The following is a 15,760-nucleotide window of genomic DNA, read 5'->3' as shown; positions in this document are numbered from 1 at the left end:
ACGCATCGGTTACTATCGCTGCGTCGATGACATATCCAAAATCAGGGGGAGAACGATGAGCACCGAGAACAAGGCGCAGGACCCGATGGAATTCATGCGCAGCATGTGGAGCAAGATGGGCTTCAGCCTGCCCGGCATGGTCACCCCGACGCTCGACGTGGATGAGCTGGACAAGCGCATCGCCGACATGAAGGCCGTCGAGAACTGGCTCAAGATGAACCTCAGCTCCCTGCAGATGGCCATCCAGGGCCTCGAAATGCAGCGCGCGACGATCGCCACGATGCAGGCCATGAGCAAGCTGGCCGCCGAGGGCGGCAAGGTGCCCGATGGCGAAACCGCCCAGCCGAACCCCTTCGCCAGCTCCATGTGGCCGTGGAACCTGATGCAGAACGCCGCCGAACAGGCCAAGGCCCACGCCGAAGCGGCAGCTCCTGCCCAGGCATCACCGGCCAGCAAGGCCAAGCCGAAGGACAGCAAGTAAGCACGACACCGGGGAGCCCCGAGCTCCCCACACCGGGACCGCTCTAAGGCCCCCAGTGCGTCAGCGCCGCCAGCCACCCGGTCAGCGTAAGCGCCGCCGCCACCGTCGTTGCGGAAATCAGCCACGCCACGCCGGGCCCATCGCCACCCATGCGCATTGCCAGGATGTAGGCCGACGATGCCGTCGGCAGCGCGGCAAACAACACCGCCACCGTAAAGCCCACTCCCCCGAGCCCGAGCAGGACGGCCAGCCCCCAGGCGATGGCCGGCAGCACCAGCAGCTTGAGCCCGCACAAGTAGAGCAGCCCCGGCCAGCCGCCTTCATGGCGGCCACCACGCAGGGCCGCCCCCACCGCCAGCAGCCCCAGCGTCACCGCGGCATCGGCTAGGCGCTGCAGGAAAGGCAGCACCGGCGCCGGCAGCACGCCGCCGGCCAGGTTGAACAGAATGCCGGCCACGGTGGCGAGGATCAGCGGGTTGCGCGCCAGCTCCCGCCACAGCCGGCCCTCGCCGTGATGGGCGAGCAGGCCGACCGCCGCCATGTTGGCGAAAGGCACCATCGCCCCGCACAGGGCTCCCATCGTGGCTACGCCGGTGGCACCGGCCACCTTCCCCGCCACTGCGATGCCGATGTAGGTGTTGAAGCGGTAGGCGCACTGCACCCGTGACGCAAAGGTCATCGACGCGAGCCCCATCAGCGGTCGGGCCAGCAGCGCCAGCACAAAGCCGCTGCAGAGGGTCGCCAGGCCGACGAGGAACAGCGGCCCCATGGCCGACAGCTCGATGGAGGCCTTTGCCAGCGCATTGAACAGCAGCGCCGGAAACAGCACGAAATACACCAGACGTTCGACGCCCGGCCAGAAACCCTCGCCGAAACGCCCATAGCGCCGCAGGCAAGCGCCGAGCGCAATCAGCGCGAAATCGGGCAACAGCAGCAGGAAGCTCTGCATCGCCGCTCAGAAAAGGGAAGACGGGAAGGCGCACATCCGGCGGAGTGTGCCAGAAGTCTTGGAGAAGCAGCTTTCCCTGTCGGGGCAAATGAATTCGCCCACACATCACCCACAGCTTCCCCACAAGCTACCCACAGCTCTATCCACAAGCCCGTCTGCCGGACGGCCGGACTACTCGTAGCTGCGCAGATCCTCGATCAGCTTGCCGTCATTGGGCAGGCTCCCCGGCGCGCAGAAATGGACTTCGCCGCGCAGCTTGGTGAGTTCGCGCAGGGAGATCGCGATGGCCTCGGCAAGCCCCTCCGGTTCGCCCGCTACTTCGCAATGGAGGGTCATGCAGTCGGTCTGGCCCGGGTTATCGACTACCAGGCGACCGCGGCCGAGCTCCGCATGGCGCTTGAGCACCGCCGCCACCTGACCTGGATGCACGAACATGCCCTTCACCTTGGTTGTCTGATCAGCCCGCCCCAGCCAGCCCTTGATGCGCACATTGGTGCGGCCACAGGGCGAGATGCCCGGCAGCAGCGCCGACAGGTCGCCGGTGCCGAAGCGGATCAGCGGGTATTCCGGGCTGAAGCTCGTCACCACCACCTCGCCCACCTCACCGGGCGCCACGGGATCGCCGGTCCCCGGGCGCACGATCTCCACCAGTACGTCCTCGTCAACCACCAGCCCATCCCGCGCCGGCGTCTCGTAGGCGATCAGGCCCAGATCCGCGGTCGCGTAGGCTTGGTAAGCCTGGACGCCTCGCGCGATCAGCGCATCGCGCAGACTGGGGGGAAACGCCTCACCCGACACAAAAGCCTTTGTCAGGCTCGTCACAGCCAGCCCCAGCTCGTCAGCCTTGTCGAGAATGATGCGCAAGAAGGACGGCGTGCCCGCATAGGCGACCGGCCGCAGATCGGCGATGGCCGCCACCTGCATCTCGGTCTGTCCGACACCGGCCGGAAACACCGTGCAGCCCAACGCGTGGGCCGCCGTCTCCATCATCGAACCGGCCGGCGTGAAGTGATACGAAAACGTGTTATGCACCAGGTCGCCAGCCCGGAAACCCGCTGCATAGAAGGCCCGGGCCAGGCGCCAGTAGTCCTTGCGCGCGCCCTCCGGTTCATAGATCGGCCCCGGAGACGCGAACACCCGTGTGCAGGCCTTGCCCCAGCCCACGGTCGCCAGCCCGCCAAACGGACGCTCGCACCGCTGCAACGCAACCAGCTCCGACTTGCGGATCACCGGCAACGCGGCGAGCGCCGCGCGACTCGTCACCGCCGCCGGATCCACATCCCGCAACAGCTCGCCAAAGGCCGGCGCATGGGTGCGGGCATGGGAAACCTGTGCCGGCAAGGCGGCCAGCAGGTCCTGCTCCCGCTCGGCGGGGGGGCGGATTTCACGGGCATCGTGGTATTTCATCGTCGCTCCATTCCGTTTCACGCCACCGTCAGCGGGCAGCTGCTCCTGGCCAGCATTTTGTCATATCTGGATTCACGAGCCGGCGCCCGACCGCTCACGACAACCAGCGCTTGCGCCGCCGGTAGTGCTTCACGTCGCGGAAGCTCTTGCGGCCTTCCGACGACAGGCCCAGATAGAACTCCTTCACGTCCTCGTTGTTGCGCAGCTCGTCCGCCGCGCCCTCCATCACGACCCGGCCGTTCTCGAGGATGTAGCCGAAGTCCGCATAGCGCAGCGCCACCATCGTGTTCTGCTCGGCGAGCAGGAAGCTCACCTTCTCCTTCCCGTTGAGGTCCTTCACGATCTCGAAGATCTCCTCGACGATCTGCGGCGCCAGCCCCATCGATGGTTCGTCGAGAAGGATCATCTCCGGCCGTGCCATCAGCGCGCGTCCGATCGCACACATCTGCTGCTCGCCGCCGGACGTATAGCCGGCCTGGGAACTACGCCGGGTCTTGAGGCGCGGGAAGTAGGCATAGACCCGCTCCAGGCTGTCACGCAGTTCGGCACGGGACTGGCGGCGCGTGTAGGCACCGGTCAGCAGGTTCTCCTCGATGGACAGGTGGCCGAAGCAGTGGCGCCCCTCCATCACCTGGATCACCCCGCGCCGCACCAGCTCGGCCGGCGTCATGCGGTCGATGCGGTCGCCCTTGAACTCGATCGAACCCTTGGTCACGTCACCACGCTCCGCGTGCAGCAGGTTGGAGATGGACTTCAGCGTCGTGCTCTTGCCGGCACCGTTGGCCCCCAGCAACGCAACGATGCGGCCCTCGGGCACCTCCAGCGAGACGCCCTTGAGCACCAGGATCACGTGGTCGTAGATGACCTCGATGTTGTTGAGGCTGAGGTAGGACATCGGGTCCTCAACCTTCCTTGCTGCAGTCCCGCGGCTTGATGCCCTTCTCCTTGGCGTAGGCGGCGGCGGACTCCTCGATCATGCCGCGTACCAGCGGACGGTCGGACTCCACCCAGCCGGAAATCACCTTCCACTGGCTGCCGTCCCACTGCTGGAACTTCACCACGCCCGGCCCTTCATGGTCGGCGCAGCTGATCTTCAACGGCGGCAGAAAGCCGGTGGCGCCGAGGGCCTTCAGACGCGCTTCGTCGAGATTGAGGTTCTCGAAGCCCCAGCGCACCTGCTCGCCGGTCAGCGCCTTGCCCTTGCCGTACTTCTCCTGGGCCTTGCGGATCGCCTCGACGGTGATCAGCCCATGCACTACGCCGCGGTTGTAATACACCGAGCCGATGCGGGCCTTGTCCTCCATGTTGCCCTTGCCCTTGCCATAGACGAACTTCTTGATGTCGGCGACGACCGGGTAATTGGCACCTGCGACGTTGAAGCCGGCGGCGGTGAAACCCTTGGCTGCCGGGCCGGCCGGCACGGTGTCTTCCTCTGCGCCGGACCACCACACGCCAACCATCTTTTCGCGCGGGTAGCCGACCTTGGCAGCGGCCTTGAGCGCCGTCGGATTCATCACCCCCCAACCCCACAGGATCACGTAGTCGGGTTTGAGCTGACGCAGCTGCAACCACTGGGACTGCTGTTCGTTGCCGGGGTGGGCGACCGCGATCTTGCTCAGCTCGAAGCCATGCTTGGCGGCCAGCTTATCGAGGATCGCGTGGGATTCCTTGCCGTAGGCAGAGTCGTGGTAGAGCAGGCCGATCTTCTTGCCCTTGAGCTTGTCCATGCCGCCTTCCTTCGTGCCGATGAAGTTCACGATGGCGGACGCCTGGGACCAATACGTGGTGATCAGCGGAAAGACCCACGGGAAGACCCGCCCGTCGGCGGCATCGGTGCGCCCATAGCCGATCGTCACCACCGGAATCTTGTCCTGCGCGGCCTTGTCGAGCACCGAATAGGTGATACCGGTGGACACCGGCTGGAACACCGTATTGCCGGTGCTGCCCCTCTTCTTCAGGCGCTCGTAGCACTCCACGCCGCGGGCGTTGTTGTACTCGGTCTCGCACTCTTCCCAGGTCAGCCTGACGCCGTTGATGCCGCCATCGCGCTCGTTGATCAACTGCATGTAGTCGATCCAGCCGCCGAAGACCCCGGAACCGCCGGCTGCATACGGGCCGACCCGGTAGCTCGGCAGGCCGATGAACTGCTCCTCGACGGCCCCTGCGATGGAGGAGGCCAGCAGGCCAGCCAGGGCCGCGCCCAGCAGGGCGGAGTGCTTCAGTTTCATGGTGTGTCTCCTCTTATGGGTATGGGTGCAGCGACCGCTCAGTGCGGGAAGGGCCACAGGCGCAGTTTTTCCTTGGCGATCTGCCACAGGCGCGCCAGGCCGTGGGGCTCGACGATCAGGAAGAAGATGATCAGCCCACCGAAGATGATGAGCTGCAGGTTCGACGCGAAACCCGCCCCGAGCGCATCGCCGAACAGCGCCGGCACGAGGTTGTCGAGCAGGATCGGTAGCAGCACGATGAAGGCCGCGCCGAGAAAAGCGCCGAGGATGGAGCCGACGCCTCCGATGATGATCATGAACAGGATCTTGAAGGACAGGTCGAGGTTGAAACCCTCCGGCTCCACCGTGCCGATGTACGTATAGGCGTACAGCGCGCCGGCCACACCGCAGTAGAAGGAGCTCACCGCGAAGGCCAGCAGCTTGGTCCGCATCAGGCGGAAGCCGATCACCTGGGCCGCCACGTCCATGTCGCGCACCGCCATCCAGGCCCGCCCGGTGGCCGAGCGCACCAGGTTCTTGGCGGCCAGCGCCAGCACCGCGACAACCAGGAAGGTCAGCACGTACTTGGCCTCCGGCGACACGAATGCATAGCCGAGGATGCTCACCTCCTGGGCCGTCACCACCCCCGACGAGGAATGGTTGGAGAACCACGGGAACTTGACCAGCACCCACACGATGAAAAACTGCGCCGCCAGCGTCGCCACCGCCAGGTAGAAACCCTTGATGCGCAGGCTCGGCAGGCCGAACAGCACGCCCACCAGCGCCGCCGCCAGCCCGGCCAGCACCAGCGCCAGCAGGAAGGGCATGCCGTCCACGCGCAGGATGAAGTTGTAGGCGGCAAAGGCCCCCACCGCCATGAAGGCCGCCGAGCCGAGGGACAGCTGGCCCGCGTAGCCGGTCAGGAGGTTGAGGCCGATGGCCGCCAGCGAGAAGATCAGCACCGGCGTGAGGATCGCCTTCAGCCAGTATTCGTTGGCCAGCAGCGGCACCACCACGCCGAACACCAGCAGTAGCAGCGCGAAGCCGACGCGGTCCTGGCGGATCGGGAAGATCCTCCCATCCTCGGCGTAACTACTCTTGAACTGGCCGGCCTCACGGTAAAGCATGCATGCGCTCCCTGTTACTTGCCATTCGCTCACACCCGGTCGATGTGCCGTTCGCCGAACAGGCCCTCGGGCCTCACCAGCAGGAAGGCCAGCGCCAGCATGTAGGGAAACCAGCCCTCGATGCCGCCGCCGACCAGCGGCCCCACATAGACCTCGGCCAGCTTCTCCGAGGCCCCGATGATCAGCCCGCCGACGATGGCGCCGGGCACCGATGTGAAGCCGCCAAGAATCAACACCGGCAGCGCCTTCAGCGCGGTGAAGGTGAGCGCGAACTGCACGCCGTTGCGGGCCCCCCAGATCATCCCGGCGACCAGCGCCACGAAGCCGGCAACGGCCCACACCACGCGCCAGATCGTCTGCAGCGGGATGCCTATGGACAGCGCCGCCTGGTGATCGTCGGCCACCGCCCGCAGTGCGCGGCCGACCTTGGTGTACTGGAACAGCGCCGCCAGCAGAGCCACCAGCGACGCCGCCACGCCGGCGGCGAAGAGGTCGAACTTCGACACGCCGATCCCGTAGTCGTCCATCAGCCAGGTGATCGGCTCATCCATGATGCCCAGCTCGAGGCCGCGCACGTTGGCGCCCCAGGTCATCTGGGCCAGCCCCTCCACCACGTAGGTGAGCCCGATGGTGGCCATGAAAAGCGTGATCGGCGGCTGATTGACCAGCGGACGCAGCACGATGCGCTCGGTGGCGATGCCAAGCACCACCATCGTCGCGAAGGCCAGCAGAAAGGACAGCCAGAACACCGCCCCACTGCCGGCCTCCATGCCGAAGCGGGCCGGCAGCACTTCCTGGAAGCCGACGAAACTCAGCGCGGCGAAGAACACCATCGCGCCCTGTGCGAAGTTGAAGACCCCCGAGGCCTTGTAGATCAGCACGAAGCCAAGGGCCACCAGCGCATACATCACGCCGGACAGCAGGCCGCCGATCAGCACCTCGATGAAGAACTGCATGTCCGCTCCTCCTTCCCTCCGTCAGCCGGGACGCACCCTGGATGCCTCAATGGGCGCCGCCGAGATAGGCCCGGATCACGTCCGGATCGTTCTTGACCTCATCCGGCAGGCCATCGCCGATCTTGCGGCCGTAGTCGAGCACCACCACCCGGTCGGAGATGTCCATCACCACGCCCATGTCGTGCTCGATCAGCACGATGGTGGTGCCGTAGTGGTCGTTCACGTCGAGGATGAAGCGGCACATGTCCTGTTTCTCCTCCACGTTCATGCCGGCCATCGGCTCGTCCAGCAGCAGGATGTGCGGCTCGGCGGCCAACGCGCGGGCCAGCTCGACGCGCTTCTGCAGGCCGTAGGGCAGGCGACCGACCGGCGTCTTGCGGATGGACTGGATTTCCAGGAACTCGATGATTTCCTCGACCTTCAGGCGGTGCGCAACCTCTTCCCGCTGGGCAGCGCCCCAATAGAAGGCATGCTGCAGGAAGTTGCAGCGCATCTTCAGGGCCCGCCCGGTCATGATGTTGTCGAGCACCGTCATGCCCCTGAACAGCGCGATGTTCTGAAAGGTGCGGGCAATACCCTGCTCCGCTGCGTGGTGGGGCTCCATCCGGCGGCGCAGCTGGCCGCGGAAATGGATCTGCCCCTCCTGCGGGTGGTACACGCCGTTGATCACATTGAGCATGGAGCTCTTGCCGGCGCCGTTGGGGCCGATGATCGAGCGGATCTCGTGTTCGCGCACGTCGAAGCTGATGTCGGTGAGCGCCTTCACGCCACCGAAACGCAGGGAAATGTTGCGCAGGTCGACGATCACGTCGCCGCTTTGCCGAGCCATGGCGTCTCCTCCGGCTCAGGCGGCCTTCCGCGCCTGCGGCGGGAAGGTCTGCGCGTCCTCGATGCGCAGCTCGGCGGCCACCATGTTGCTGCGCCCGTCCTCGTAGCTCACCCGGGTCTCGATGTACTGGCTGGTCTTGCCCGCGTACAGCGCATCGACCAGCACCGCGTACTTCTCGGCGATGAAGTTGCGGCGCACCTTGCGGGTCCGCGTCAACTCGCCGTCGTCGGCATCGAGCTCCTTGTGCAGGATCAGAAAGCGGCGGACCTGAGCGTCGCCCATCGCCGCATCGCCGGCCAGATCGACATTGACCTGTTCGACGCAGTCCTTCACCAACTCATACACCGCCGCCTGGCCGGCCAGGTCGGTGTAGCCGGCGTAGGCCAGCCCGCGGCGCTCGGCCCAGTTGCCGACCGCCTCCAGGTCGATGTTGATGAAGGCGGTGACATGCTCGCGCCCATTGCCAAAGCACACCGCCTCCTTCACGTAGGGGAAGAACTTCAGCTTGTTCTCGATGTAGTTGGGGGCGAACATGCCGCCGCCGTTCAGGCGCCCCACGTCCTTGGCCCGGTCGATGATCTTCAGGTGGCCGTCGGAATCGAAGACGCCCGCATCGCCGGTCATGAAATAGCCCTCGACATTGATCGCCTCCGCGGTAGCCTCCGGGCGCCTGTAATAGGCTTTCAACAGCATCGGCCCACGCACCAGGATCTCCCCGTTGTCGGCCAGCTTCACCTCCACCTGGGGCGCCGGCGTACCCACCGAGTCGAACTTGATGTTCCCGTCCGGCTGCAGGCACACGTAGGCGCAGGTCTCGGTCTGGCCGTAGAGCTGCTTGAGGTTGATGCCGATGGAGCGGTAGAAGCGGAACAGGTCCGGCCCGATCGCCGCACCGGCGGTGTAGGCGACGCGGATGCGGCTGAGGCCCAGCACGTTCTTCAGCGGCCCGTAGATCAGCAGCTTGCCCAGCGCATAGCGCAGCCGGTCGGCCGCAGACACCGGCTTGCCGTCGAGGATGTCCGCGCCGCAGCGCCGCGCCACGTCCATGAAATAGCCGAACAGCGCGCGCTTCGGGCGGCTGGCGTCCTCCATGCGGATCATCACCTGGGTCAACAGGTTCTCGAAGACCCGCGGCGGCGCGAAGTAATAGGTCGGCCCGATCTCGCGCAGGTCGTTCATCACCGTCTCGGCGGATTCGGGGCAGTTGATCGTGAAGCCGGCCACCAGTGCCTGGGCGTAGGAGAACAGGTGGTCGCCGACCCAGGCCATCGGCAGGTAGGACAGGATGTCTTCGGTCTCGCCGAGACTGTCGAAGGCGCAACCGCCCTGCGCCGCGGCGATGAAGGCTGCGTGGCTCTGGCACACCCCCTTCGGCTGGCCGGTGGTGCCCGAGGTATAGAGCATTACCGCGATGTCCTCAGGGCTACCCTTGTCGAGCTCCTTGTCGAGGAAGTCCGGGTGGTACTCGTCGTGGATGCGCCCCATCTCCAGCACCTCGTCCATGCCGTGCAGGAAGGGCTGGCTGTAATGGCGCAGGCCGCGCGGATCGTCATAGATGACGCGTTCGAGATTGGGCAGATCAGCTTCTATCTCGAGCAGCTTGTCCACCTGCTCCTGGTCCTCGACGCTGGCAAAGCGGATGTCCGCGTCCAGCATCACATAGGCCATCTCCTGAGCCACCGCATCCTGGTACATCATCACCGGGATGCCGCCCAGGCACTGGCAGGCCGCCACCGACCAGTACAGGCGCGGCCGGTTGTCCCCCACCACGGCCAGGCGGTCGCCGCGCTTGAAGCCCAGCTCCGCCAGGCCGCTGGCCAGCGCACGTACCCGAGCGGCAACTTCCGCCCACGTGTAGGTCTGCCAGATCCCGTATTCCTTCTCGCGCATCGCCGGCCGCTGCGGCCGCTGGCGGGCATGCTCCATCAGCAGGCGCGGAAAGGTATCCAGGCTGGCGACGTCCACAGCTACCGCTCGGGTCGTGGCCATGCCCCCTCCTCCGGTTTGTCTCGATGTCGTCCCCCGCCGCTTCTACCGCGTCGCCCAAGGGCTCCGCCGGTGGCAGCGAGTGGTCGTTTATTCCCGGGGGCAGTCTGGCAAAGCAAGTTTGCCCAACTGTTTTTCAAATGTACGGAATTGTGCCGGCGCCCGCGGGAGGCGCGCCGGGTCAAGCCAGGATGGCGAGCCCTTCGGCCTCGGGCGCGATGACATAACGACCGCGCCCCTGCTCCTTGGCCATGTACATGGCCTGGTCGGCCGCCAGCAGCATGGCCTCAGGTGTGCTCGCCCCGCCGCTGATGGCGATGCCGACGGACACGCCGAGCCGGCACGGGCCGCCTTTGATGATCAGCGGCAAGGACAGGGCCTCGATGCAACGTGTAGCCAGCGCCGCGGCCCCGACCTCGGCGTCCTCTCCCAGGTCAGCGGCGAGCATCACGAACTCATCTCCGCCAACGCGGGCCAGCGTATCGCTCTGACGCAGCACTGCCGACAGGCGCTGGGCCACCTCCACCAGCGCAAGGTCACCGGCTTCATGCCCAAGCCTGTCGTTGATCGGCTTGAAGCCGTCCAGATCAAGGAACAGCGCCGCCACCTGCGTACCGTGGCGGCTGGCGCGGGCGAGAGCCTGGCGCATGCGGTCGTCGAGCAACATGCGGTTGGGCAGGCCGGTCAGGCCATCATGGTGGGCCATGCGACGTAGTTCGGCCTGGCTGCCAGCCAGCTTGTCGAGCAGGCGGTTGAAGGCCTTGGTGAGATGGCCTACCTCGTCGTCCCGCACTACCGGCAAAGGCTTGAGCGGGATCTCATCCTGGGTCATACGCTCGGCCAAGTGCGCGGCCCGATACAGCGGACGCAGCGTGACCCGCATAAACAGGCCGGCGGCCAGCAGCACGATAGCCATCGCAGCGACGCTGTAACGAACCACGTTGTCCTTGATCCGGCGGATCGGTGCAAAGGCCTCGGCCGTCGGCAGGCGAGCCACGACGAACCAGCCGGTACTCGGCACGCTGGCCATCGCCGACAGCTCCTCGACCCCCTTGGCATTCATCGTCACACCGCTGCCGCGAAAACCGGCCATCGCCCGATCATGCAGCAGATTGACGCCGGGCGAGGGCGTCGGCTTGAGCAGCAGGTCCGGATCGCTGGCGGCGACGAACAGCTTGTCGGCCGGGGAGATCAGCAGGAAGCCGCCGGTTTCTCCGATCCGCCCCTGGTTGATGCGATCGAGGAAGTCCGGCGCTGTCAGCGCGGTGACACCCACCAGCACCGCCTGGACCCGGCCACGCCCATCCTTCAGCGGCACCCCAACCGGCAGCACCGGTTGCTTGGTGAAGGTGCCGAACAGTGGAGCACCGACGCCGGCCTCGCCATGCACGGCCCGCAGGAAACCCGGATTGCCGGCCGTCGAAGCGCCGCGCCGGCCGGATACCCGCGGGAAATCGACGATTACATGGCCATCGGTGGCAATCACCAGCAGCCCCAGGTTGAACAACGGATTCAATCGATGCCGCTCCGCCAGCCAGGCCTCCAGCCGGGACGGCTGACCGAGCAGATCCAGCGGAAAGGTGGCCGCCAGCTGCTCGATGAAGCGGCGCCGCTCGCGGATCTTGTAATCGACCTCCCGCGCCACCTCGTCGGCCAGCGCCATCTGCTGGGCCGAGACCAGCTGGGTCAGGTCTTCGCGCAGGTAGCGGGTCTGCATCACGTAGCGTGCGACGCCACCACCGACGACCAGCAGCATGCCGAACAGCACCAGGCGGGTGACGAGACTGTTGGAGATGCGCTTGAGAGCCATCGGTCTATGGTAGCCGAAGGCGATGACAGATCCCCCTGACGAAAGTCATCCTTTCACGGATAAACCGTAGTCACCGGGCTAGTCGGCGTGCTCGGCCCAGCGCTCGGAGCGCAAGGCCCGGGCCACAGCCGTCGCCCGGGCTTCCAGCAGGGCATCAGCGGCCCCGGTGGGATCATCTTCATGCTCGGCCAGGACAGCCGCCTCGTCGAGAACCTTGCAGGCATCCAGCGCCGCCGCCAGCATCGCGGCCTTCGGATAAGGACGCGTCGCCCGTCCGGGATAGGCCCGGAAATCGCAGGTGCACAGCAGCATCAACCATTCGAAGCGCTGCGGCTGCCCGAAGGCATCGACGCGCTCGAGCATGGCCGCGATGGAGCCGGCCCGCATCTCCGCAGCGCGATGCACGCGCTCCACCTCCAGCAGCGCCAGTACGGCCAGATCCTGGAATTCGGCCGGCACGCTGAAGCGTCCGGCAATCGCTTCGATACGCGGCCGGCCACGCTCCATGTGGCGGTAATGGGCCGGCAGGTGCTCCGGCGGCGAATCGGATTTGCCGACGTTGTAAAGCAGCGCGGCAAAGCGCACCGCCAGCGGCGCCTGGCGCCGCGCAGCCTCGTCCACCACGCGGAACTGGTGCTCGCCGATATCCACGGTCGGCGGGTCATCGGCGCTCTGAGGCATGCCGAACAGGGCGTCCAGCTCCGGCAGCAATACCTGCAGCGCCCGGCACTCCTTCAGCACCCACAGCATCCGCGACGGCGCGTCGCTCATCAGTCCACTCGCCAGTTCAGCCCAGGCCAGCGCGGGATCGAGGTCGGCAAGCAGGCCCTCGGCGACCTGGCGGCGCATCAGGGCCACCGTCTCCCGGTCCACCTCGCCGTCCTGGCTGGCCGCCGCCGCCGCGATGCGCAGCAGATTGACGGCCGGACTCACCAGCAGGGGCGCGATGGGGCTACGGGGCAGTTGAAAGCTCATGGACGGTCTCGCGAGGAATGACGGGTTTGCGACAGATGCCGGACGAATGTGTCGTGGGCACGCCCAAAAACCCATCACGACAGGATCATGCGGGTGTTTGGAAAGACTTGCGGGAGCTTGAAGCAAGAAGAGGACCCAATGGCCCGGCGGGCGCAGGCGAACGCCACCCCGCAGCACAAGGGTGGCATCGCAAACATGCAGATGGTTATTCGCTACCGATGGGACCGAGCTGCTTGCGGAGTTCGTCCCAGATGGACGGCGGCGGCGCGGAGGTCATCCCCATCCGTTCCTTGTCCATGTCGGTACGCACCGGGCCCTGGGCCCCGTACCACTCATCAGCACCGTAGGACCGCGACTCCATTCCCTTGCTGGAGTCCGGGCTGTGCATGGTTCCCATCGAGCTGCTGTCGGTTAGTTCCCTGAGGCTGTCATTGAGGTCGGCCGCCTGGGCGGTAGCCAGCGGAATCAGCACGAGGACACTTCCGGCCAGAAGGCCGGCGCCGATCTTGATCCAGTGATTGGATTTCATTTTGCCCTCCGTTGTGGTGATCCTCCCCGGAAAAAAGGCAAGAAAGCGAACAGTGCGCCACCGCTGGGGAGCGCGTGGCCCGTGGGCGGTGGTGTGCACAACTCCATATTAGTCGATGAAAACAGTCGGATAAGAACAACCGCTCGCCCTCAATCAGCGGGGAGTTTCCGGGGCGAGGGTATCCCCCAATTCCAGCATGGCCAGCACATCCCCCACCAGGGCGCGATGCTCCTGCGGGGCGTTCCGGTACCAGTGGGTCAGGTAGGCACGCAGGCTGCTGCGCGCATCGGCCGGGTCGAGGTTGAGGTAGGCCAGGGCCTGCCAGTTCTCAGGATTGCCGTCGAACAGGGGCAGCAGCAGATTGGCCAGCACCTCGTTCTTGTCACGCAGATAGGGGTTGTTGCGCAGGGCCTCCTCGTTGTCATGCAACCAGCCGGCCAATGGCGCGTTCGGCGGCAGCTGGCGGTGCCCTTCGGAGATCAGCAGGTCGAAGAAGCGGCGCAACGTGGCGGCCTCACCCACCCACTCGGGGCCTGGCGGCGCGCTCTCCCAGCGCAGTGCGAGGCGCTTGAGGGTGAACAGCGACGCCGTCTCGCACAGGGTTTCCTCGAACCACTGGTTGGAACGGCTCGACACGGTGCCCGGAGCCACGTTCTCGTCGTAGTTGGACAGCACATGGCACAGCTCGTGGGCGAATTCGTAGGCATACAGGTGCCAGTTGTCGCCGCGCGCATGCAGGTGAATCCGGTATTCGCCCTGCGTCCCGCGGCCGTACAGCGCCACTGGCGGCCCATCGGTATGGGTGACGACGATGGGCACCGCGAGGCGGCCCGGCAGGTTCGCCAGCAACTCGTCCGCCACCTCGTTGAGCACCGTTTCGATGGCTTCCTTACGGGCACTACCCCAGCCACCGCCCTGCACCTGGATATCCACACCGGGCTTGCGCAGCCCGGCCGCCTTCTTGGCCGCCGGCGTCTCCATGTCGCTGCCAGCATGTGCCAGCGAGCACAGGATGGAAGCCATGATGAAGGGCAGGCGCATGCCGCGCCGCAACCAGGCTTCCGGCACGCCCGCACGAAACGGACTCCGCTTCTTCTTGTGCATGAGACCTTCCACTCCATGTCAGCAAGGACTGCGCCCCATCTTTTTCAGGATAGATCGACAGCCGGTGTTCCGCGCTATCATCCGCGCCGCCGATGCAAACAACATTCCTCCCGATCCGATGAAGAACCGACTCCTCCGCTGGCTGACATTGCTGGCCCTGTGTCTGCCCTGCCTCCTGTCCCAGGCCGCCGACGCCCCTGTCACCGATGGCCGCGCCCGCTTCGAAGCGGCGGCGCAGAGCGCCCTCGCCGCCGTCCAGCCAGGCCCGCGGGACATTCTGCTGGGCGAGCAGGGCAAGCTGCACCTGCCGGCCGGCTACGGCTTCATCCCCCAAGCCGAAGCGGCGGCGCTGCTGGCCGCCCAGGGCAGCCACACCGGCCCCGGCTTCTACGGCCTGATCGTCAGCGACAAGCTGGAAGGCTTCCTGGCCCTAGAATACGAAGCCGCCGGCTACGTGAAGGACGAGGACGCCAAGGACTGGGACGCCGCCAAGCTGCTCGACAACCTGAAGGAAGGCACCGAGGCAGCGAACGAGGAGCGCCGCAAGCTCGGTGTTCCCGAGTTCAGCGTGATCGGCTGGGTGGAAGCCCCCAGCTACGACGCTGCCACCCACCGCCTGGTGTGGTCGGCGATCACCCGCCGCAAGGACGCCCAGGCCGGCGAGGACGGGGTGAACTACAACACTTACGTGCTCGGTCGGGAGGGCTATTTCTCGATGAACCTCATCACCGATCTGGCCCGCGTCGACCAGGAAAAGCCCACCGCCCGCGAACTGCTGGCGGCCCTCGAATTCAACGACGGCAAGCGCTACGCCGACTTCAACTCATCCACCGACAAGGTCGCCGAATACGGCCTCGCCGCACTGGTCGGCGGTATCGCGGCGAAGAAGCTGGGCCTGCTGGCATCCCTCGGCATCTTCCTGGCCAAGTTCTGGAAGGCCGGCGCGCTGGCCGTCGTCGGCCTCGGCGCCGGCGTGCGCAAGCTGTTCGGCAAGAAGGACGGCGCGTGAAGCTGCTCCTGCTCCTCCTCAGCGGCGCCAAGTTCGGCAAGCTGCTGACCACCGGCGGCACCATGCTGCTGTCCCTCGGCGTCTATGCACTGATCTGGGGCTGGCGCTACGCCGCCGGCTTCATCGTGCTGCTGTTCTGCCACGAGATGGGCCACTACATCGCCGCCCGCCAGCGCGGCCTCAATGTGGGCGCGCCGACCTTCATCCCCTTCGTCGGCGCGTGGATCAACCTCAAGGAACAGCCGATGAACGCCGAGACCGAGGCCTATGTGGCGATGGCCGGCCCCCGCTGGCGGGCACCGTCGCGGCTCTCGCCTGCTACTTCCTGGCCCGCTCGGAAGACAGCACGCTGCTGCTGGCAATCAGCTATTCCGGCTTCTTCCTGAACCTG

15 protein-coding genes are annotated in these 15,760 nt (G+C 66.1%); 3 read left to right on the top strand and 12 right to left on the bottom strand.

Features of this window, described 5'->3' with window-relative positions; genetic code table 11:
* Positions 1-55 precede the first annotated feature (55 nt).
* Entirely contained in the window at positions 56-481 is a 426-nt protein-coding gene (locus tag AC1PPK_RS07665; RefSeq protein ID WP_481117245.1) for a PhaM family polyhydroxyalkanoate granule multifunctional regulatory protein, read from the top strand.
* A gap of 43 nt (positions 482-524) precedes the next feature.
* Here AC1PPK_RS07665 and AC1PPK_RS07660 read toward each other — a convergent pair whose 3' ends face one another.
* The 12 genes from AC1PPK_RS07660 to AC1PPK_RS07605 all read right to left on the bottom strand — a co-directional run bounded on the left by AC1PPK_RS07660 (position 525) and on the right by AC1PPK_RS07605 (position 14,360).
* Positions 525-1,430, bottom strand: a complete 906-nt coding sequence (locus AC1PPK_RS07660; RefSeq protein ID WP_481117244.1) for an AEC family transporter — start codon at positions 1,428-1,430, stop codon at positions 525-527.
* Between the two features lie 171 nt (positions 1,431-1,601).
* A complete protein-coding gene (locus AC1PPK_RS07655) occupies positions 1,602-2,837 on the bottom strand; it encodes a phenylacetate--CoA ligase family protein (protein ID WP_481117243.1) in 1,236 nt (411 codons plus the stop codon).
* Between the two features lie 94 nt (positions 2,838-2,931).
* Positions 2,932-3,732, bottom strand: a complete 801-nt coding sequence (locus AC1PPK_RS07650; RefSeq protein WP_481117242.1) for an ABC transporter ATP-binding protein — start codon at positions 3,730-3,732, stop codon at positions 2,932-2,934.
* 7 nt (positions 3,733-3,739) lie between these two features.
* Positions 3,740-5,065: an ABC transporter substrate-binding protein gene (locus AC1PPK_RS07645; RefSeq protein WP_481117241.1), complete on the bottom strand. Its 1,326-nt coding sequence runs from the start codon at positions 5,063-5,065 to the stop codon at positions 3,740-3,742.
* Positions 5,066-5,103: 38 nt separating this feature from the next.
* Entirely contained in the window at positions 5,104-6,171 is a 1,068-nt protein-coding gene (locus AC1PPK_RS07640; protein ID WP_481117240.1) for a branched-chain amino acid ABC transporter permease, read from the bottom strand.
* 29 nt (positions 6,172-6,200) lie between these two features.
* Entirely contained in the window at positions 6,201-7,127 is a 927-nt protein-coding gene (locus AC1PPK_RS07635) for a branched-chain amino acid ABC transporter permease (RefSeq protein WP_481117239.1), read from the bottom strand.
* Positions 7,128-7,173: 46 nt separating this feature from the next.
* Positions 7,174-7,956 carry an ABC transporter ATP-binding protein gene (locus tag AC1PPK_RS07630; RefSeq protein ID WP_481117238.1) on the bottom strand — a complete coding sequence of 261 codons (783 nt, stop codon included), beginning with the start codon at positions 7,954-7,956 and terminating at the stop codon, positions 7,174-7,176.
* A gap of 15 nt (positions 7,957-7,971) precedes the next feature.
* On the bottom strand, positions 7,972-9,945 hold the full coding sequence (locus AC1PPK_RS07625) for an AMP-dependent synthetase/ligase (protein ID WP_481117237.1): 1,974 nt from the start codon (positions 9,943-9,945) through the stop codon (positions 7,972-7,974).
* Between the two features lie 178 nt (positions 9,946-10,123).
* Complete coding sequence (locus tag AC1PPK_RS07620) at positions 10,124-11,752, bottom strand: bifunctional diguanylate cyclase/phosphodiesterase (protein WP_481117236.1); 1,629 nt, start codon at positions 11,750-11,752, stop codon at positions 10,124-10,126.
* Between the two features lie 78 nt (positions 11,753-11,830).
* On the bottom strand, positions 11,831-12,727 hold the full coding sequence (locus AC1PPK_RS07615; protein ID WP_481117235.1) for a tRNA nucleotidyltransferase: 897 nt from the start codon (positions 12,725-12,727) through the stop codon (positions 11,831-11,833).
* Between the two features lie 205 nt (positions 12,728-12,932).
* The gene (locus AC1PPK_RS07610) at positions 12,933-13,256 is read right to left on the bottom strand and encodes a hypothetical protein (RefSeq protein WP_481117234.1); all 324 of its coding nucleotides are present in this window, start codon (positions 13,254-13,256) and stop codon (positions 12,933-12,935) included.
* Between the two features lie 153 nt (positions 13,257-13,409).
* Positions 13,410-14,360, bottom strand: coding sequence for a hypothetical protein (locus tag AC1PPK_RS07605; protein ID WP_481117233.1), 951 nt, complete (start codon positions 14,358-14,360; stop codon positions 13,410-13,412).
* 64 nt (positions 14,361-14,424) lie between these two features.
* Between AC1PPK_RS07605 and AC1PPK_RS07600 the strand changes: the two genes are divergently transcribed.
* Both AC1PPK_RS07600 and AC1PPK_RS07595 read left to right on the top strand, forming a co-directional pair.
* Positions 14,425-15,369 (top strand): DUF2167 domain-containing protein, encoded by a 945-nt coding sequence (locus tag AC1PPK_RS07600; RefSeq protein WP_481117232.1) that lies wholly within the window; start codon positions 14,425-14,427, stop codon positions 15,367-15,369.
* On the top strand, positions 15,366-15,755 hold the full coding sequence (locus AC1PPK_RS07595) for a site-2 protease family protein (protein WP_481117231.1): 390 nt from the start codon (positions 15,366-15,368) through the stop codon (positions 15,753-15,755). The genes AC1PPK_RS07600 and AC1PPK_RS07595 overlap by 4 nt, the downstream gene beginning before the upstream one ends.
* Positions 15,756-15,760 lie beyond the last annotated feature (5 nt).

This window comes from Zoogloea sp. JDB1 (assembly GCF_056724025.1).
This window is presented reverse-complemented; position numbering and strand designations above follow the sequence as displayed.